General features: G+C 56.8%; 16 protein-coding genes and 2 pseudogenes. 4 read left to right on the top strand and 14 right to left on the bottom strand.

Annotation, left to right across the window (positions count from 1 at the left end):
- Window positions 1-4: 4 nt before the first annotated feature.
- The 11 genes from LMH93_RS12200 to LMH93_RS12150 all read right to left on the bottom strand — a co-directional run bounded on the left by LMH93_RS12200 (window position 5) and on the right by LMH93_RS12150 (window position 13,325).
- Complete coding sequence (locus LMH93_RS12200; RefSeq protein WP_012052614.1) at window positions 5-784, bottom strand: SDR family oxidoreductase; 780 nt, start codon at window positions 782-784, stop codon at window positions 5-7.
- The gene (locus LMH93_RS12195) at window positions 781-1,719 is read right to left on the bottom strand and encodes a VOC family protein (RefSeq protein ID WP_230065252.1); all 939 of its coding nucleotides are present in this window, start codon (window positions 1,717-1,719) and stop codon (window positions 781-783) included. The genes LMH93_RS12200 and LMH93_RS12195 overlap by 4 nt, the downstream gene beginning before the upstream one ends.
- A 12-nt stretch (window positions 1,720-1,731) precedes the next feature.
- The gene (locus tag LMH93_RS12190) at window positions 1,732-2,274 is read right to left on the bottom strand and encodes an aromatic-ring-hydroxylating dioxygenase subunit beta (protein ID WP_230065251.1); all 543 of its coding nucleotides are present in this window, start codon (window positions 2,272-2,274) and stop codon (window positions 1,732-1,734) included.
- Window positions 2,275-2,284: 10 nt separating this feature from the next.
- Complete coding sequence (locus LMH93_RS12185) at window positions 2,285-3,589, bottom strand: aromatic ring-hydroxylating oxygenase subunit alpha (RefSeq protein ID WP_230065250.1); 1,305 nt, start codon at window positions 3,587-3,589, stop codon at window positions 2,285-2,287.
- Window positions 3,590-3,621: 32 nt separating this feature from the next.
- Entirely contained in the window at window positions 3,622-4,830 is a 1,209-nt protein-coding gene (locus LMH93_RS12180) for an NAD(P)/FAD-dependent oxidoreductase (RefSeq protein ID WP_230065249.1), read from the bottom strand.
- A gap of 205 nt (window positions 4,831-5,035) precedes the next feature.
- Entirely contained in the window at window positions 5,036-6,985 is a 1,950-nt protein-coding gene (prpE, locus tag LMH93_RS12175) for a propionate--CoA ligase (RefSeq protein WP_230065248.1), read from the bottom strand.
- A 47-nt stretch (window positions 6,986-7,032) separates the two neighbouring features.
- The gene (locus tag LMH93_RS12170; protein WP_230065247.1) at window positions 7,033-8,415 is read right to left on the bottom strand and encodes an OmpP1/FadL family transporter; all 1,383 of its coding nucleotides are present in this window, start codon (window positions 8,413-8,415) and stop codon (window positions 7,033-7,035) included.
- 37 nt (window positions 8,416-8,452) lie between these two features.
- Window positions 8,453-9,502 carry a 2Fe-2S iron-sulfur cluster-binding protein gene (locus LMH93_RS12165; protein ID WP_230065246.1) on the bottom strand — a complete coding sequence of 350 codons (1,050 nt, stop codon included), beginning with the start codon at window positions 9,500-9,502 and terminating at the stop codon, window positions 8,453-8,455.
- Window positions 9,503-9,846: 344 nt separating this feature from the next.
- Window positions 9,847-10,977, bottom strand: a complete 1,131-nt coding sequence (locus tag LMH93_RS12160) for an alkane 1-monooxygenase (RefSeq protein WP_012052622.1) — start codon at window positions 10,975-10,977, stop codon at window positions 9,847-9,849.
- A gap of 54 nt (window positions 10,978-11,031) precedes the next feature.
- Complete coding sequence (locus LMH93_RS12155) at window positions 11,032-12,516, bottom strand: aldehyde dehydrogenase family protein (protein ID WP_230065245.1); 1,485 nt, start codon at window positions 12,514-12,516, stop codon at window positions 11,032-11,034.
- 50 nt (window positions 12,517-12,566) lie between these two features.
- Entirely contained in the window at window positions 12,567-13,325 is a 759-nt protein-coding gene (locus tag LMH93_RS12150) for an SDR family NAD(P)-dependent oxidoreductase (RefSeq protein ID WP_012052624.1), read from the bottom strand.
- A gap of 269 nt (window positions 13,326-13,594) precedes the next feature.
- On the opposite strand from LMH93_RS12150, the gene LMH93_RS12145 reads away from it, so the two are divergent.
- Window positions 13,595-14,257: a dienelactone hydrolase family protein gene (locus LMH93_RS12145; RefSeq protein WP_230065244.1), complete on the top strand. Its 663-nt coding sequence runs from the start codon at window positions 13,595-13,597 to the stop codon at window positions 14,255-14,257.
- A 214-nt stretch (window positions 14,258-14,471) separates the two neighbouring features.
- On the top strand, window positions 14,472-14,795 hold the full coding sequence (locus LMH93_RS12140) for a transposase (RefSeq protein WP_230065243.1): 324 nt from the start codon (window positions 14,472-14,474) through the stop codon (window positions 14,793-14,795).
- Window positions 14,796-15,020: 225 nt separating this feature from the next.
- Here the strand turns inward: LMH93_RS12140 and LMH93_RS12135 are convergent, their stop codons facing one another.
- Window positions 15,021-15,227 carry a hypothetical protein gene (locus LMH93_RS12135; protein WP_230065242.1) on the bottom strand — a complete coding sequence of 69 codons (207 nt, stop codon included), beginning with the start codon at window positions 15,225-15,227 and terminating at the stop codon, window positions 15,021-15,023.
- A gap of 115 nt (window positions 15,228-15,342) precedes the next feature.
- On the opposite strand from LMH93_RS12135, the gene LMH93_RS12130 reads away from it, so the two are divergent.
- Both LMH93_RS12130 and LMH93_RS12125 read left to right on the top strand, forming a co-directional pair.
- Window positions 15,343-16,326 (top strand): hypothetical protein, encoded by a 984-nt coding sequence (locus LMH93_RS12130; protein WP_230065241.1) that lies wholly within the window; start codon window positions 15,343-15,345, stop codon window positions 16,324-16,326.
- Between the two features lie 491 nt (window positions 16,327-16,817).
- A pseudogene (locus LMH93_RS12125) lies at window positions 16,818-17,099 on the top strand (IS66 family transposase); the annotation flags it as partial.
- Between the two features lie 368 nt (window positions 17,100-17,467).
- Here the strand turns inward: LMH93_RS12125 and LMH93_RS12120 are convergent.
- Both LMH93_RS12120 and LMH93_RS12115 read right to left on the bottom strand, forming a co-directional pair.
- Window positions 17,468-18,079 carry a TetR/AcrR family transcriptional regulator gene (locus tag LMH93_RS12120; RefSeq protein ID WP_158491109.1) on the bottom strand — a complete coding sequence of 204 codons (612 nt, stop codon included), beginning with the start codon at window positions 18,077-18,079 and terminating at the stop codon, window positions 17,468-17,470.
- A gap of 216 nt (window positions 18,080-18,295) precedes the next feature.
- Window positions 18,296-18,528, bottom strand: a pseudogene (locus LMH93_RS12115) (ankyrin repeat domain-containing protein); the annotation flags it as partial.
- Window positions 18,529-18,575 lie beyond the last annotated feature (47 nt).

The raw sequence follows: 18,575 nt of genomic DNA, 5'->3' as shown, positions 1-18,575 counted from the left end.
GTCCTCACAGCATTGTGCTGCCGCCGTTGACGCTGATTACCTGACCGGTGACGAAGGCCGCCTCCGGCTGAGCCAGGTAGCCAACCATCGACGCAACCTCTTCGATCTCGCCCACCCGGCCCATCGGAATGACATCCAGAAATCGCTGGGCGAGCTCGGGGTTGGCGTTCTTGATTCTGACCCACACTTCGGTGTTCACCGCGCACGGCGCAACCGTGTTCACCGTAACGCCCTGGCGGGCGAACTCGCGCGCCAGGCCGGTGGTCAGTCCGTGCATACCGCCCTTGGCTGCGTTGTAGGCCGCATGGTCCGGCAGACCGTTGCGTACCGAGTCGGCGCCGATGTTGATGATCCGACCGTACTGCCGAGCAAGCATGTCCGGCAGGAATACCCGGCTGCACCACAACGCAGTCCACAGGTTACGATCGATGGTGGCCTTCAAGGTCTCGGGTGTATGCTCCAGGAAAGGCCGGATCACACCGCCCCCCGCGCAGTTCACCAGTATCTGTACCGAACCGAAGCGCTCGACCGCAGCCCGGTGCAGTCCCTGGGCACCTTGCTCTTCAGAGAGATCGGCGGCATGCACCGCTATAGCGTCCGCATGCTTGGCGGCCAGACGCTCGCAAAGCAACGAGAGGCCCGACTCATCGATATCCGAGGCGGTGACCCGGGCACCCAACCCCAGCAGCCGCTCGACGATCCCCAGACCGATACCGTGGGCTCCGCCCGTGACTACTGCGACCTGTCCCTCCAAGGGCAAGGCGTTTCTGCTCAGCGTGCTCATGCCAGTACCCCCTTTGCATGGGGTGTGGGCATCCGCTCGCGTTCGATCGGTCCGCTGCGACCGAACTGGCCGTCCGGCACTGCTCCCCATGCGTCCAGCGACTCGGGCACCGGTTCCATGTAGCGCGGCGGACGAGCGCCGTGCTCAGCGAACTCCTCCATGCCGAAGCTGTACTCCACGGTGATGCCGTCGGGGTCGAGGAAGTAGAAAAAGACGCTGTCCGACGGCGGATGCCGACCGGGACCGAAGACCACCTTGATATCGTGCTGCTTGATGCGATACAGCGCCTTGCCGATATCGTCGATGTCCGTGACCATGAAATTGACATGATGGAAATGACTGCTGCTCGCTGGACCAACTGCGAACGTGTGGTGGAACGGATTGGGATGGCAACGCATGAAGACGATGCGGTCTTCGATCAGGTCCGAAACCCGAAAGCCGAAGTCATCAACCAGGGAATCGCGAGATCCTTCGAAGTTCTCGCTGCCAATCACCACATGGCCGATACGCGCGATCTTGGCCACTGTCGGAACGAACGGATTGCTGAGGTGCATGTTCCCGACAAACAGTTCGAACAGCAGTCCGCTGTGGCGTTCACGCACGCGGAAACCTAGTCCCTGCCTAAGCTGCTTGGTCTCCTCCGCCGACACCCAAGTGGGTTGCATGCCGCGCTGGTCGAAATGCTCGAAGGCGGCACGCACGTCACTCTCTTGCTCCAGCTCGAAGCCCACACGCTTGAGACCGTGTCCGGGCGCCTGGTAGAGAACAATGTTGTGGTGGTCGCGACTGCAGCGAAAATAGGCGATGTCGCCATCCTGCTTCACAAGGTCGAGCCCGACGATGTCACGATAGAACGGCACTGACCTGGACAGATCGGTCACGTTGATCGCGGCATAGGCCAACTTCTTGTAGCGGAAGGGAAGTGTGATATCCATCGTTGTGCTCCGTTACAGAATGATGCTGACCCGGCCATGCGGGCGCAGCGCTTCGAGGTCCAGGAAACAGCGCTTCTCAACGATGCGCAGTTGCCCATCGATTCGACGCAACCGATAGTTCGTGCTACCGACATAGGCATCACTGTTGCCGAGCTTCATGCGGTAGGTCACGAAGGCGGAGGCCACCTGAATCTCTTCGGCATTGGCAGCCAGAATGCGGATATTGCTGACCAGGTGGCGCGTCCGTGAGCGCGGGTACTCGGCGTGAGCCGTCTTCTTCATCAGCCGAATCACCCGCTCGCGCAAGCGCACGGCGTCATCGGCGATATAAAACAGGCTGTCGTCGGCGCTGGCGGTGCGCGGCAGGTCGGTCGACGGCACGAAGTAGCTGCAGTCCTCGGTGAACAGGGCCAGCCAGTCGTGCAACTGCCAGGTATCCAGCAGTTCAGCCTCGTGATAAAGCAGGTCCTCCACTTCGCTGCGGGTGACGAAGGCGGCGAAGTCCTGGGACGATGGGATACGCAGAGGTTCTTTTTCTAGGGCAACGGCACTCATCGGCTTATCCTCAGGCCAAAGCGATGGTTGGTATGTGTTGAACGCCGGAGTCGGGCGTGGGCGCGCCACCGATGAATTGGTTCCATCGCGTCCAGAAAGCACGCATCTGCAGCTCATCGTCGTAGTTGGCCGTTTCCTTGCCCATTCCCTTGGAAATGTCGCTCCACGGCACCAGTCGGTAGTTGCTGAAGCCGTTCTGGCAGGACTCCAGCGCTTCGACATCGTCCGGCGTTGCGAAACCGCCTGGGCCAAGGAACTCCAGGAAGTTGCTGAGGCGGTACTTGCGCGCCCAGTCGGACTCCTCGTTCGGCGCCAATGACCAACCGTTGACATGCATGTAGTTCGGCGCCTGCGGATAGAAGGTCCGCACCGTAATTGCCATGATGTCGTTGATGATGAGATTCGGGAAAATCAGCAGGTTGCGGTTCTTGTACGCCATGCGGTCGGCCATCTCCGCACCATGCAGTTCGACCAACCGTGCATAGATCTGGTCGATCTCTTGCTTGCCCTCCTCCCCCCAGATCGGAACCCAGGAGGCAATCGGCCGTCCCCAAGGAGCACTGAATTCAATTACCGCATGACCATTACCGAGGTCAGTGCTCTTGCCTTCGAGCTTGGCGCCCGAAAAGCCATCATTGATGTTTTTCAGGTAGTCGAGATAACTTGCGTGGGTGCTGACAGCGTGATAGCCGTCAATACTGTTCTCAACGAGCAATTTCCAGTTTGCACGGATGGCGTATTCCTGGGTGCCGGTGGTGATACCCATGCCGCTCTCGGAATACTTGGAAACCAGTTCGAGGTATTCCTTGGCTCCTGCCAAATAGTCGGGCAGTGGTTCCACCTCGGCATTGAAGCTGACGAAGCAAAAGCCGGCGTAGATGTCGAAGCGCGGCACCGGCACTAGGTTGCCCGCGCCGCCAGTAATGAAGTCAGCGCAATAGCGCTCCTTGCCAGGCTGACTCTTCAGGTTGCCATCGCAACCGAATACCCAGCCATGGTAGAAGCACTGGAAGTTTTTGGAGTTGCCTGATCGCTCACGGCAAACAGTGGCGCCACGGTGCGGGCAGGTATTGAAGAAAGCATTGATCGTCCGATCCGTTCCCATTGTCACCAGCAGGTTGCGGCGCGCGACAGTGCGAGTGACGAAATCGCCAGGCTTTTTGAACTCGGATGTGTGGCCAACATAAAGCCAGCAGCGGTCGAAGATCTTCTCATACTCCTCGGCCAGGACCTCTTCGCTCACGAACGACTCGCGAGCCACACGGAACAAGAGGTTTTCATCGTCGATCTCTACCAGATTCTTGTCATTATTCATGGTGGTTTCCTCGTAGTTCAGACTGCATGCATTCAGACGGCACAGTCGCGTAATGGGATGGTTGGGTCAGCCAGCCGTTGCGGATCGACGCTACTGCGTTGCTTCACCCAACGACGTGCCACAGCCATGTCTTTTGGTGAGTTGACCGTCGCGCAACCGATGACCTGCTGATTGGCGTCGAGTCGAAAAATGCTGAAGACGTCTCCATGCTCATCCCCGCGGATAATCCGCCGGCCATTGGCCGCGTCCCCAACGACCTGCAAGTTGATCGGTCCTTGGTCAGACCAGAACCACACCGGGGCTTCGTAGGGCACCGCTTCGCCCATCAGGTTCTTGACCAGATTCAGTGCATGGTCCTGGGCGTTGGCCCAGGTCTCGATGCGCCCGAAACCTCCGCCATTGGGCTGTGAGGCGATATCGCCGGTGGCAAAGATGCCGGGAACGACAGTCTGGCTGTACGCATCGACCCGCACCCCAGTGGCATCGGTGATATCCAGGTGTTCAAAGCCCTCGATGTTCGGCGTTACACCGATACCGACCAGCACAGCCTCTGCGGGCACGGTGCCGCCGTCGGAAAGCCTGAGACGCCCATCGTCCAGCAACTCGGTGGCCGCCACGCCGTAGCGAATGTCCACCCCGTTTCGCCGGTGCGCCCGATCCAGATAAGCGGAAACCACCTCGTCCACGCTGCGCGACATGAGCCGGTCCGCAGCTTCGATCAGGGTCACCGGACAGTTCAGCGCACGCGCTGCGGCGGCAACCTCGAGTCCAATCACGCCTCCGCCAACGATCGCTAGTGACTTCCCTGCTTCAAGGTCGGCGCGCAAGCGCGCTGCATCTTCGAGCGTGCGCAGGTAGTGGACCCGATGTGCACCCTGAAATGCCGAGGACAGTCGGCGTGGCTGCACACCCGTGGCGATCACCAGCCGGTCAAAGGCAAGCTGGCGACCGTCATCCAAAACGATGCTGTGCACCTGAGCGTCAGCACGGACCACTTTGCAACCGAGCTCCAAGAGAATGCTCTGCTCCTCGTAGTCAGCCCGTGTCTTGATCGACTTGTGAGCGCTTGCCTCTGGCCGCAGCATTTCCTTGGATAGCTGCGGCCTTTCATACGGCAAGTGGCTCTCCTCTCCCACTAGGGTGATTTCACCGGCGAATCCGCTGCGGCGCAGGCCGAAGGCCACCGTCGCCCCGGCCTGACCGGCACCGATAATCACGATCTTGCTGATGTCTTCGCCCATCGGATTGACCATCCTCTCTCGCTTGTATCGCACCCACGTACGTGGGTGTTTTTACTTATAATACAAACAGACCAGATTGTCTGTTTGTTTTCAAAAAAATCATCCGCCTCGAATTCACCTGTCAAGTTGCTAGGGCCTTCTTGCCGCTTGACGGCGATTTACAACCGGATCCCTCACTAATTTCGAGCTAGCAGAGCCGTACCTCTCAGTTCCCCGCGTCCGGTCCACGTCTCAGGGCATGGCGAATCTCATCGAGTGCACTAGGGTCGTCAAGGGTGGACAAGTCCCCTGGATCCGCCTGCAGCGCCAGGGCTTGCAATGACCGACGAAGTAATTTGCCTGAACGCGTTTTCGGCAGGAGATTGACGATATACACCCGAGCAGGTCGCGCCACCGCCCCCAGACGGCTCTCTACCGCCTGGCGTATCTCTGCCGCAGCCTCTCGGCGCTGGAGTTCATCGGAAGCAGTCTTACGGAGCGTGACAAAGGCAACTGGTACCTGCCCCTTGATCTCGTCGGGGACACCGATAACTGCCGCCTCGGCAACGCGGGAAGCTTCCGCAGCGGACTCCTCGATTTCGCGAGTCCCCAGACGATGCCCAGCAACGTTGATGACATCATCGGTACGCCCAAGAATGTAGGTGTAACCGTCCTCATCCTGGACCGCCCAATCAAGCGAACTGTAGACCTGCTCCTTGAAGTGCCCAAAGTAGCTACTACAGAAGCGATCATCATCACGCCAGATCGTCGTCATGAAGCCCGGTGGTAACGGCGGCTCAACGACAAGCATGCCTTTTTGATGCGCCGCGACAGGCGCCCCGCTGAGCTCATCAATCACCTTGATCCTGTAGCCCAAGTTCGGCAGGCCAGCCGAGCCTAACTTCACAGGTTTCATTTCCAAGCCAGGATGAAGGGTAATCGCCGGCCAGCCAGTCTCGGTCTGCCAGTAGTTGTCGATGACTGGCTTGCCGAGTGCCTGACTGATCCAGTTAGCTGTCGGCTCGTCCAGGGGTTCCCCGGCCAGGAAGAGGTAGCGCAAGGCATTCAAGTCGTGCCGGGCAATGGCGTCGGTATTGAACTTCTTCAACACACGGACGGCCGTCGGTGAGGAAAACATGGTACGCACGGCATACCTTTCACATAGCGACCACCAGATGCCGGCATCCGGATGGGTAGGCAAGCCCTCATACAACAACGAAGTCGCACCGACGATTAGCGGCCCATAGACATTGTAAGAATGCCCGACCGCCCAACCGACATCCGAGGTCGAGAACATCACCTGCCCAGGAGCAACGTCAAAAACCGTCTCCATTGACAGCGCCAGGGCAACCGCATAGCCACCGACATCGCGTTGTACCCCCTTGGGTTTTCCGGTAGTGCCCGATGTGTAAAGCAGGTAGCTGGGATCGTTCGACTCCAGCCACTCCACTGACACCTGCGCATCACCAACAGCGGCGCGCAAAGTCGCGTATTCTTCGTCACGCCCCGGTACCCAGGTCAGCTCTGGCTGCAAACCACGAGACACTATCAGCACCTTGGGTGGCGGTGACTCCGACTCCGCACAGGCTTGGTCCACCAGTGGTTTGTACGGAATGACCCGGCCACCGCGCATCCCTGCATCGGCAGTAATCAGCAACTTGGGCTGCGAGTCGTCGATGCGCGCCGATAAGTTACGCGCAGCGAAGCCGCCAAAGACTACGGAGTGGATCGCCCCGATCCTCGCACAAGCAAGCATGGCGAAAACTGCCTCAGCCATGTTCGGCATGTAGATGACGACTCGGTCACCCTTGTCTACGTTGAGTCGCTTGAGTACTGCGGCGAAGGTATTAACTTCCCGATACAGCTGCGCATAGGTGATCTCCTGGGTAACTCCTGTTTCCGAGGAAACAGCTACCAACGCCAACTGTTCGGCACGCTCTGGCAAGTGGCGATCGAGGGCGTTGAAGCAGAGGTTGGTCTGACCACCAACAAACCATTGTCGGAAGGGTGGGTTCGACGCCTCAAGGATTCTCTGCGGCTGAACGTGCCAATGGATGCGCTGCGCTTGTTCGGCCCAGAAACTCTCAGGATCGTCCACGGAATGACGATAGAGATTAAGATAGCGATCCTCCTTCTTTGCTCCGTCCGGACGGATCAATCCACTCGAATAGCTCATATTCTTCTTTCCTTCACATGAATGAAGAGAGTTTCTATGGCTACGACCTAGAAACTCTTGGTATAGGAAATCGATGTAACTATCTGCGAATGCGATACTTCGATGGGCTTGTCGGTGATCGGCAGGCTGTCATTGGATACTTTCTTCTTGAATCCGTAGGCCAGAGAAAAATCGACTACATCCTCAGGGCTGAAGGCATATGAAAAGCCTCCCGAGAGACTGGTAGTCGGTGTCGAAGGAATGATTGGCATTGTACCACTTGAAGGGTTGGCCAGTTGGGCATAGTGCACGCCCGCTCGAAACACCCAGTTCGCACCGTAGCGGTATTGCGCTCCCAACGAATACACGTTGGTGTCCCGATAATTGAAAGGCAGTTTCAGATTGATAGTGTCGCCCGTGGCTTTCTGCTTGAAGTTGACTTCTATGTCATCCATGACATCGCTCCAGTAGACACGCTTGTAGTCGAACGCAACAGCAAACTGATCACTGAATTCGTGACTGATGCCCGCAACGAGAGATGCTGGCATCTCGAAGTTATGTAGCTTGAGTTCACCCGAGAGAGGGATATTACCCGCGACAGCGCTTACTGCCGTCAAATCGGCATTGCCAGACAGGTCTCCAACATGGGTCTTGAAGTTGTATACAATCCCCACCCGTGTTTTTGGGGTCAACTGATAGGTCAGACCAAGCCGGCCACCTATGCCCCAGGAGTCCACGCCACCACCGCTGGCACGGTGATTGTCCGCGGATAGATAACCTGCCGACAGCTCCGGCACGCTCAGCAACGCTGGCATCAATGAGCCGGACACCTGGCCTTGTCCAACCAATGTACCAATCTGTGTGGTATCCAGTAGGAGTCCCAAGTTCACCGACGTCCACACAGCATCCAACGATGCCCCGACGGACAACTTCTCGTTCACCTGGTAAGCCGCAGAGAACGGTATCCGCAAAACTATCAGACGGGAGTAGTTTTCCAGCCCTGTATTAAGATTATTGGTCGTGGTACGCGAGAGAAAGCTGGTGTCTCCGAACTGGGTTCCAACCCCATCGGAAGCAAAAGCACCGACTCCCAGCGCATATCGCTCACCACGCCACACCAAAGAAAGCTCAGGCGCCACGTAAGGCCCGTTGTTGCGCCCACGACTATGGGAGTCGGCTTTTTCGCCGGTAGCGGTATTCTTGACTTCCAATTCCGCAGTAATGATGTCCATTCCCAGCCCCAGATGCATACCTTCTTGCATCTGACTAAGCGTTGCCGGATTCAGCATCATACCTTGTGCCCCGATATTGAAGGCTGCACCAATCCCCCCCATACCTTGGGAAACCGGTCCAACCCCGACGAGGTTGAAAGCATCTGTTGCAGACGCAATACCACAGTACAAGCACGTCAAAATGCCGCAGGCACTTAAGCTGTATATTGTTTTTTTCATCAGCCAGTCCTTATTTTTATTATATTGTAATTAGCCTTTAGGAGTTCCGGCCGTCCGTAAACTTGTCATAAAAGACTCTTTCCAACGGTATGCCTTGCTCCGCAAGACGAGAGATGGCGGCATCTATCATCGGTGGAGGTCCACAGAGATAACCCTCTGCCCCCTCGCAGAAATCAGCAGCAATATGCTCGGTCACAAGGCCACGTGCGCCGGTCCAGTTACTGCATTCCTGTTCATGCGAAAGCACCGGAATAAAACGAAAATCACCTTGCCAGTTGGCAGCGATATTGCTGATTATATCGAGTTGATATAGATCATCCTGAGTGCGTGCGCCAAACAACAACGTACAGTCTCGCTTGATACGATTTGCTCGCGCGTGCTGTAGGATACTTATCAGTGGTGCCAAACCACTGCCTCCAGCGATACACACCATCGGCGCATCACCGCCATGCAAGTGGAAGGTACCTTGGGGAGCCTCCATTTCCAGTGGCCGACCATCCAACTCGCCACGGAACAAGGCTTCGGTGAATTCGCCTCCTGGCACCTTGCGGATATAGAACTCAAGGGTGCTCTGCCCCTTGCGTTGCGGTGCATTGGCGAATGAATAAGAGCGGAAGCGAGAGGAACCCGGGACACGCAAATTCGCATACTGGCCGGCCAGATAGTGCACTGGTCGATCCGCCTGGATCACTACCTTGAGAATGTCGTGAGTGAGCGGCTCCGTCGCTACAATAGTGGCAGCGAACTGCTCGGTTGCCGGCTGATCGGCCGACGGCGGGTCAATCTCAACTACGGTGAGTTCGTCACGCGGAAACGCTTGGCAGGCCAGGATGTAGCCCGCATCCAGCTCAGCCTTTGACAAGGTGTAACCAAACGGAGTTGCCTCTCGAACACGCCCCTGCTTCAGGCGCGTCTTGCAAGAGGCGCAGGTACCAACCGTACAGTCGTGAGGATAGGCAATACCATTGGCCAACGCAGCCTCCAGCAGCGTTTGCCCTGGATTAAGCGAGATCGTTATGTCCTGAGGCAGGATTCGCAGTTGTTTCTGCACTGCCTTGCCGAAGATGGATTGAAAGAAACTTCTCATTGAAACCTCGCGAGAGAGACATCAGTCAAATTGGGCGGAAGAAGGTGTGCCTATACAGCCCCCATGAGGCTGCCAAGGCCGGTGCCACGCCGATTAACGATGCCAGGTTGGCGCCCTTTGGGCGCTTTCCGCCAAGATCAGTGCTCGACTCAGTGCAAACTGCACAACCGCGCAGCGCCAAGTGTTCACTCAACCGATCCCGATAACTCATCTACCTCGGAGACTGACACTCCAGGAGTCAGCCTCCAAGACCAACAGAGATGGGACATCAGACAGTCGACGGGCTGTGGCCAATCACTCATTTCTGGATTTTCCAGCGTGGGGACAACACTTACTCCATGTGATCAGCCGCGAGCCAAGGAAGGACCATCAGGCTGACTGCCACGCCCTCCCTGATCATTGAACCAATCATCCCATCCCGCCTCACGATTCTGCTCCTGCGCAAGGCGCCGCTCGGCCGGTGATGCATATTCGTTGTCCCAGCGTTTGAGCGCAGGTTTGATGATTGCTCGATACCAAAGGGGTGGAATGAAGCCTGACAGGAAGCATGCGATGATGCTTGGTATAATGATCGCCTCACGATCCGGCACCAGCTTGTAATATGGGATGTAGGAGTTGAGATGGTGGTCTGCGTGGTTAGTGATTTCAAACGCATACAAGCGTGAGAGCGTTCCAAAGTGATTCCAGACGTGCCGCTTTTCGATGGGCATACCGACCAAACGGACTTGGCCGTAATGCTGGTAGTAGTTGAATGCCTCAACCCAAAAACGAGCGATGATCATCGAGATCGAACAAAGACCCACCGCCATCCCACCGCCAATGGCATAGATGCACCCCAGGAACACTACAATGGCCAGCAGCGCGCGCCAGACCGAGTGACGGATCGAATAGCGACCGTAACCGCGTTTCTCCAGATTGTCTGCATCCAGCTTCAGCTCCCAGCGGACGGACTCCACCACTGCACGAACGACGAATCTGTACAGATTCATACCGCGTGCCGCAGTATCAATGTCCTCAGCCGTCCCCACGTCGCGGTGGTGGCCGACTACGTGCACTTCCATGCGCATGACATCGAGAAATACAATCTGGCCATAGCGCCCAACAAAGCGAGCCAACCGCCCGCGCGAGTGATACAACTCGTGGGTTGCAGGAACGCCAGGCACAACCGAAAGCCATGCCAACCCCAGCACACCGGCTGCCATTTGCAATCCGGTCAGATCGTTATTTGCTACCGACCACGCGAAGCCGAAGTACATGAACGGCAATAACAGCGTCGAAGCCCAGATCGGCAAGTAAGCCCAGAAATGGTTCTTCATTCGGCGCTCAGATAGATCGAGCGGCAGCAGCATGTCAAGGATGGCAATGGCCGGAAAAGCCCCAATTGCAATCCAGGTGTAATGACCACCCCAATAGAACCCCAGAATCGCAAAGACTTGTACCAAGGGTGCAAAGTAGTACTTGATATATTCCCACATGATCGGTCTCCTTAAGCGGACGTGACGTCCTCGCACGCGAGGGCAGGATTTCGTTCAGTCATCGAGTAGTGCGCAGACCGTCTTAGTCTCTGTATAGGCAGACAGCCCCTCCTCCGAGACCTCGCGACCCCAGCCTGACTGCTTGAATCCTCCAAATGGTGCAGCTGGATCGATCACACCGTGACAGTTGATCCACACCGAACCCGCCTGCAAGCGGTGCGCGACCCGGTGGGCTTTCTTGATGTCCCGCGTCCAAATATTGGCGGCCAAGCCATAAGCTGTGTCGTTGGCCATCCGGATCGCCTCGGCTTCATCTTTAAATCGGATGACACTGACTACAGGCCCGAAAATCTCTTCTTGAGCGATCCGCATTGATGGGGCTGCGTCGGCAAAAACAGTGGGCTGGAGGAAATAGCCTTTCTCTCCGACTGACTTCCCGCCACAGACCAGCCTCGCGCCCTGCTCTATCCCAGACTGCACGTAGCCCATCACCCGCTCTTGCTGTTTGCGAGACACCAACGGCCCCAACAGAGTGTCCGGATCCAAGCCATTGCCGACCTTGAACTGTGCCGCAGCCGCCGCCACAGCTTCGACCACTTGGTCATACACGCTGTCCTGGACGAACAGCCGACTGGCGGCGAAACAGATCTGTCCCGAGTTGAAGAAGACTGCGAGTGCAGCCCCCAGACCGACTTGGTCCAGATCCGCGTCGGCAAATACGATGCTCGGCGATTTGCCGCCAAGCTCAAGGGTGACACGCTTCATATTGCCCAGCGCGTACTCGACAATCTTCTTGCCAACTACTGTCGAGCCTGTGAAGGTGATCTTGTCGACCCCCGGATGACGCGCCAACGCTTCGCCCGCTTCGTGCCCATGACCATTGACGATGTTGAGCGCGCCTTCTGGCAGCCCCGCCTCAAGGCACAGCTCTGCAAGCCGGAGAGTGCTCAGAGGCGTGAGTTCTGTGGGCTTCAGCACCATGGTGCAGCCGGCAGCCAGCGCCGAAGCGATCTTCCACGAGCCCAGCGCAAGCGGGTAGTTCCAAGGCGTAATGGCACCAACGACACCAATCGGCTCACGTCGGGTATAGGTGTGGTATTCACGCCCATCGAATGAAATTGGAGGGGTCGTCCCTCCAAGTTTGGAACACCACCCCCCCATATAGCGGAAGACGTCGATTGTCGAAGGCAGGTCGATGGCCTTGGCGAACGTCAAGGCCTTGCCGGTATCCAGTGACTCCAGATACGCCAATTCGTCAGCATGCTCTTCAATCTTGCGTGCGACGTTCTCCAGGATCCGACCACGATCGATCGGACGAATTTTCCGCCAGGCTGGCGACTCGAATGTAGCGCGCGCGACCCGTACCGCTTCGTCGATATCTTCGTGTCGGCCCTGCGGAACATGGGCGATGATTTCCTCGGTAGCGGGATTTTCGACAGCGATGGTCTCGCCGGAAATCGAGCCCTTCCACTGCCCGCCGATAAGATTACAATTGCGGAACCCGGCCGGATCCACATTGAATTTCGAGCTAGCGCTCATAAGCTGACTCCCAAATCACAACTAAGGATGAATGTCGTGGCGAATGACGCTCAGAGGCTCATGTAAATGCCGCCATCCACCACAATGTTCTGCCCGTTTACGTAGGAGGCTTCGTCGCTAGCCAACCAAAGCGCCACTCCCGCAATATCTGCCGGCACTTGCGGTCGGTCGATTGCTCGCATGGACGCAGAAACGCCCTCGAACTGCTCATGCTGCTGAGCGTTTGCGAGCGCATTTTCCGAATGGGTGTAGCCGGGAGAGATGGAGTTGACGCTGATCCCTGCCTTGGTCGTCGCAAATTCGCGCGCCATGGCACGTGTCATCGCCGCAACAGCGCCCTTGCTGGAAACGTAGTGCAACATGAAGGGCGCTCCGATGTGAGCGATTACTGAGGCGATGTTGATGATCTTGCCACCACCACCCTCGCGCATCGCGGCCGACACCGCACTGGCGCACAGCCAGGGCCCCTTGACATTGACACTGTAGAGCTTGTCCCAATCCGCAACCGAGATCGATTCCATCGGGACATAGTTGAGACCGGTGAAGATACCGGCATTGTTGACGAGCACGTCGATCTTGCCGAAGCGATCCAGTGCTGCCTTTGCCATCTGCTTGGTGCTATCAGGATCCGAAACGTCGGCAAAGACACCCAACGCTAGGTCTTCACCCAGTTCCGCCGCGGCTGCCTCAGCACCTTTCACATCAGCAATGACCACCTTCGCACCCTCCGCAAGGTAAGAGCGCACGATAGCGTTGCCAATCCCGGTTGCCGCACCAGTCACGATTGCGACTTTGTCTTTCAGTCTCATGGCAGTCTCCATTGATTGTTTTTGTACCCTGCTGTGGAGATAATACAGACAGGCTGGTTTGTTTCTTTGTTGTCACGATCATCCGGCTGAAAAACTCCTGAGTCAATGATTTTTTTTGGAGGACGGAGGTGCCGTCCCTGCGAGGCACGAGCCCCACTCCGTGTGCTAGGCAGTAGACAACCGGAAGGTAGAGCAACCCGGACGATGAACCGCCGCGATGGTCTGCGATTCATCAACGAAACCGTAATAGTCAAGAGAGCGAGGTTCCGATGAGTCACTGGATTACGATGGTAACTCCCCACGGCCCCATGAATGGATGGTCTGCCGAACCTGATGACAAGCCCGTAGGTGGCGTGGTTCTGGTCCACGAATTCTTCGGCGTCAACGGCGACATGCGTCAAATTGCCGAACGATATGCCGAGGATGGCTACCTGACGGTGGTGCCCGCACTTTTCGATAAAATCCAACGTGAGGTCGAACTCGGCTACGCCCCAGAGGACATCCTGCTAGGCAGCAGGTTGGCAACTGAGATCGGTCTGGAGACAGCCGCAGAACTAGTTGCGACTACCGTCGACGCGATAGCTCACGCTGGAAATGTGGCAATCGTGGGCTACGGCTGGGGCGGAGCTGTAGCTCTGCGAGCAGCACAAACGCTATCAGCACCCTGTATCGTTTATGGCGGTGTGCACGACGTCTTTTGGCCCAGCGAGCAATCGAGCATTCCGATACTCGTCCATTCCAGTAACGATGCCCTTGGTAGAGAGTCCCTTCTCCGCGATAAAGCGCTGAATCTGAATGTGCTGACCTACCCTGTGGAGAGTGGTTTCTACCGAGGAAGCGATGCGCAGCGCCATCAATCCGAATGCGCAGATTTGGCGTTACGGAAATCACTGGAGTTTCTACGAGCCCACATCCGTGGAAAAGCACACTGATCGGCTGATCTGGAGTATCCGCCGGGGCAAAGGCCGCACCGCCCTCCCCCAGTTGCCCATCTCCCGGGCATTAGCGACTTAAGTCAGGTCACAATGGCCTGGCGGGCGCCAATGGGTGCGGACTGAGGACGCGCCCATAGCGCTACATTTCCGTCCGGAGCCTTAGCTAGCTGGGCGTGATATCACCGTGCTTGACGTCGAATCTGAAGGACTTATGACTGAAGAACCGGACCCCGGCTATCCGAAATCGTTCAAGACTCAGGTCGTTCAGGCATGCCTGCAACCTGGAGCAACCGTTTCCAGTGTCGCCATAAGTCACGGCATCAACGCCAACGTCATTCGCAAATGGCTGCCTCTTTACCGGGATCAGCCCGCAAACTTGCTGCCAGCATTTGTTCCATTTCAGGCTGCACTTAAACGGTCAGCCGAGACTTCGGCGATCATTGAGCTGTTCATAGGCGGGCAATCGATCACAGTGAAATGGACAACCTCAGATCCTGAGGGCTGCGCCCACTTTATTCGGGTCATTGCCCAGTAATCCGCATAGCCTCCGATTTCCCATCGCGATGATCCGCGACAGCCAAGCCAGCAATGGAAGAGAGCATTAACAGCGCACCGACGAAAGGCTTTATGCCTATCACGCAACCCCAAAGATGAGCCTTGATAAAGGTCCCGACATAAGCTGCGGGGGCACCAGATGCCCTTAAGACCCCAATGCGACTGCTTTTGCTCACAGTAGGCCCATGCGATGCACTGGCGTGGCCTACCCATCCAGAAACACCAGACAGTAGACAACCGGTGTAACCATGCAAGACGGGATCACCATACGCTTATTCTTGTTGGCCCTGGCCGCACTGGCAATAGTGCTCACCCGTGCACCGGCGCTACCATAAGCTGCAAATTCCTGCGTCGCAGCTTTCAAGATTTGCTCTTGAATCATCTCAGCTTTGCTGAGCGTGGCTTCTGTCATGCTCTTCAGTCTCCAGTGAATTTCAATTGACGGTATTCGCATCGGATGGCACATTCATAAAGAAACAGATCAAACGGTTTGTTTGTAATCATATTCAACAGTCGAGGGGTGCATTATGTTCCATCAACTCCTTCCAGCGGGCAGGGCAAGTGGCAACACTTGCTTCGCCTTGGTTGCCTTCTTCTTGCTGGCTGTCGTGCTGGCCGCGTTGTGGCCTGATGCCGCCCATGCACAGGCGCCGGCCGTGCTCGATCCCACGTTCCGCACTCCGCCCCCACCCAATGACAGCTTCCCGCAGAATGCCGAACATGTATTCTACGGGTCGCTCGCAATGTTGATCGCCGGGCTCGTCATGGCCGCTGTGGCACTAGTCGATGCGATCCGACTGAAGACGACGGTACCATTGGCTATCGTGCTCGCTGCCGCCATCTGCGTGTATCCCGAAAGCGTCGACAACTACCTGGCTGGAGTCTACTGGTCCACATCCCATGACCCGGACAAACTCTTGTATTTCCTGATGGGCCGCGAATTCGACTACTACGTCATCGCGATGTGGTGGCCCTTCGGCACAATCTTGGGGTACATCTTCTACATTGGACTCCAGCGCAATATCACGACAGGCAAGCTCTGGCTCTGCTTCGCCCTTTCTGGCGCGGCCGACATCATCATGGAGGAGCTGCTGCTACGTTACGGCGGCATCTACACCTACTACGGCCATCAGCCGCTGGTGCTACTCGGTAATTTCCCTTGGTGGTGGCTGTTCGTGAACGTCTCCTCTATCTATCTCGGTGTGGCGATCGCCTATCGCTTCCGCGAGCGGCTCAACGGCTGGAAGAGCATTCTAATCCTCCCGCTAATCCCCTTGTGCTACATCGGAGGTTTTGCTTTTGCCGGGCTGCCCGCCATCTATGTGATTCAGGGCGATTTCTCCCCTCTGGTGACGCAGGCGGCAGGTGTCTTATCCTGCATCCTCGCTTTGGTCCTGGCTGGCGGCGTCCTGTATTTCATTCTCGGGCGAAACCCAATTACCTTTACAGCGCGGGAGAACCAGACTCAAGCCAGCGTGGCAAGCGGACGGCATGCCCCGCTGCCGCATTGAGTTCTGAAAAAGCGGTCTGAACAACGGTCACACAACACGCCCTCGTCCGACCGACGAGGGCGTTCTTTTTGGCCTGCCATCCCATGCAACGAGCTACCGCTAGGGCAGCAAATGCTGACCGCAAAATGGCCAGCCTCCGATTCCGACGGCTGCGCCCGGTTTGTACGCGGGCTTACGCAGTGGTCCGGATCTCGAAACCATCCTGCTCGCCAACCGGATGAAGGTACTGGTGCACGACGGTGTCGGAATCTGGCTCGCTGCCCAGCGATTGCTCCAAGGGGCCTCATCTGGCCGGGGCTCCGGCACGGAACTGAAATGGAGCTGGGCGCCGAGCAACTTCAGGCTTTGTACTGGGTCTCCCCTGTCAACGCGTGGATTCAGGTAGCGCGATAACAGTGCTGTAGCACCTGCCATTAGCCCATCGATGCGTCGCCTGCTTACCCACCCAAGCACAATCACCAGCATGACTGCCTCACCCTACCCCCGACCAGATGACTCCTGACCAAGTGCGGACACTAGCCGCGCTGTTGATGTCGCAAGTCGATACCCTGGGCCAGCAGGTCGATACGATGGGCAAGAAGATCCAGCGCATCGAAGCGGTCAACGAACAGCTGCCACACGAGATCGCGCTGCTCAAGCGTCACAAGTTTGCCAAGCGCAGCAAACAGCTGAGCCTTGCCCTAGGCCGCTTGCTGAAAGACCTGATCGACACCAACATCACCGCCATTGAAGCCGAACTGAGGGCGGTCAACCCGCCGACAGCCCCGGCTGAGCTCTCAGGAGAAGAGATCAGTTGGGCGCCTTTGCGGAACGCACCATGTTCTCTTTAGACCATAACGATAGCCAAAAAGAACATCAGGATTTGCATGCCCGCCTCGATCACGTGCGCTGAGCGAAGAAAGAGGCCAGTCTCGGGCTGCTTCCAGAGAGTGCCACTCGTCTGCATGACACGTATCAAACAGGCCACTCATCCGCTTCATCAGCGAGCGGATTACCCGCTGGCACGAATTAGTCTGAGATGATACTAAGCAGTGCTTCCACTGGGTGATATCGGCTCCGTGCATGGCAATCGAGAGTTCTCGCTAGCTGGAACTGATATCGTAAACCTTGCGCTGTCACACTAGACATTTCAACAAAGCTGCTAGCGCTTGAATTTCGCGTACCGCTCTCGCGCAATTTCGAGTGTCGAGTTCCTGACACGCTCAAAGCGTTCTTTGTCCTTCTGCCATAGGCTACGAACAGCAAGCCCACGCACCGAATTGAATATCAACCAAAGGATATCTTCTGCATCATCACGCGAAAGACCACGGCTCACCAGAACACCAAGCCACATATCCTCGACGACAAACCGATTCCTCTCTACCGTGCGCTGAATACCCTCGCGCAACGCTGGATCCCGGTCGGCAGCCACAATCAAATCAAGGCTGATAGAGAAGTCATCGTCGAGGAAAAATTCGGCGGCGTCGTCCAGCATTTGCTGGATGACGTCATCCTCTGGCTTCAATTTCGCTAATCGAGCCCGACTGCGTTCGGTGATCTGTTCGTAAAGCCATTCAAAAGTGGCAAGCAGAAGCTCAAGCTTTGTCGGGAAATGATGGCTCTGCGCTCCTCTCGAGACACCTGCAGCACCGGGCACATCTGCGATCCGGAATCCCGCGTAACCTTTTTCCCGTAAAACCCCCAGGGCCGCTGCAATCAACTTGCCCTGGGTCTCCATTGCGCGCTCTGCCTGTGTTCTTCTCTTTGGACTCATGATCACCATCTTTCTGTACTAATCGTCGTCGAGATTGAAGTCTGCTTGACACCCTCGACCTGAAAGCCCTCTGCCAAGCAAGGCACTACAATACTGCACTGGCTCAATTTATGCTCAAGACCTGCTCGTTGATAATGAGGATGCCGATCAGATCACATCGATAACATGCTTCGCGAACGGCAGATCAATTTCCTGTTCCCCGCTCAAGCGCAGCGGTCTGGACAGGACACCAGCATACCAATTCCGCACTAAGCCGCTGGCATTGCATTGGTCAGGGTTGCAGTGGGCGTCGAGCAGGCGCGGGCAATGCGCAGCTCGCCCTTGAAGTTCTACCCCATTAGCGCAGTGTTGCCCCGCTGGTCCTGAGCGCAGGGATAGGCGCCCGCCGTAAGCAGTTGCTCCACCGCCTAGCCCTGGCCATGATAGGCGGCAAGGATCAGGCTAACCCACATCTCTTCCTATTCGATGTACTCAGGGCGTTTTCACACAGCCTGGG

It is taken from the genome of Pseudomonas sp. CIP-10, assembly GCF_020911845.1.
GTDB classification, from domain to species: domain Bacteria; phylum Pseudomonadota; class Gammaproteobacteria; order Pseudomonadales; family Pseudomonadaceae; genus Aquipseudomonas; species Aquipseudomonas alloputida.
This window is presented reverse-complemented; position numbering and strand designations above follow the sequence as displayed.

Excerpts from the sequence above, each read along its gene's own strand:
- LMH93_RS12200 (WP_012052614.1), bottom strand. The coding sequence starts at position 784 with ATGAGCACGCTGAGCAGAAACGCCTTGCCCTTGGAGGGACAGGTCGCA.
- LMH93_RS12195 (WP_230065252.1), bottom strand. The coding sequence starts at position 1,719 with ATGGATATCACACTTCCCTTCCGCTACAAGAAGTTGGCCTATGCCGCG.
- LMH93_RS12190 (WP_230065251.1), bottom strand. The coding sequence starts at position 2,274 with ATGAGTGCCGTTGCCCTAGAAAAAGAACCTCTGCGTATCCCATCGTCC.
- LMH93_RS12185 (WP_230065250.1), bottom strand. The coding sequence starts at position 3,589 with ATGAATAATGACAAGAATCTGGTAGAGATCGACGATGAAAACCTCTTG.
- LMH93_RS12180 (WP_230065249.1), bottom strand. The coding sequence starts at position 4,830 with ATGGGCGAAGACATCAGCAAGATCGTGATTATCGGTGCCGGTCAGGCC.
- prpE (WP_230065248.1), bottom strand. The coding sequence starts at position 6,985 with ATGAGCTATTCGAGTGGATTGATCCGTCCGGACGGAGCAAAGAAGGAG.
- LMH93_RS12170 (WP_230065247.1), bottom strand. The coding sequence starts at position 8,415 with ATGAAAAAAACAATATACAGCTTAAGTGCCTGCGGCATTTTGACGTGC.
- LMH93_RS12165 (WP_230065246.1), bottom strand. The coding sequence starts at position 9,502 with ATGAGAAGTTTCTTTCAATCCATCTTCGGCAAGGCAGTGCAGAAACAA.
- LMH93_RS12160 (WP_012052622.1), bottom strand. The coding sequence starts at position 10,977 with ATGTGGGAATATATCAAGTACTACTTTGCACCCTTGGTACAAGTCTTT.
- LMH93_RS12155 (WP_230065245.1), bottom strand. The coding sequence starts at position 12,516 with ATGAGCGCTAGCTCGAAATTCAATGTGGATCCGGCCGGGTTCCGCAAT.
- LMH93_RS12150 (WP_012052624.1), bottom strand. The coding sequence starts at position 13,325 with ATGAGACTGAAAGACAAAGTCGCAATCGTGACTGGTGCGGCAACCGGG.
- LMH93_RS12145 (WP_230065244.1), top strand. The coding sequence starts at position 13,595 with ATGAGTCACTGGATTACGATGGTAACTCCCCACGGCCCCATGAATGGA.
- LMH93_RS12140 (WP_230065243.1), top strand. The coding sequence starts at position 14,472 with ATGACTGAAGAACCGGACCCCGGCTATCCGAAATCGTTCAAGACTCAG.
- LMH93_RS12135 (WP_230065242.1), bottom strand. The coding sequence starts at position 15,227 with ATGACAGAAGCCACGCTCAGCAAAGCTGAGATGATTCAAGAGCAAATC.
- LMH93_RS12130 (WP_230065241.1), top strand. The coding sequence starts at position 15,343 with ATGTTCCATCAACTCCTTCCAGCGGGCAGGGCAAGTGGCAACACTTGC.
- LMH93_RS12120 (WP_158491109.1), bottom strand. The coding sequence starts at position 18,079 with ATGAGTCCAAAGAGAAGAACACAGGCAGAGCGCGCAATGGAGACCCAG.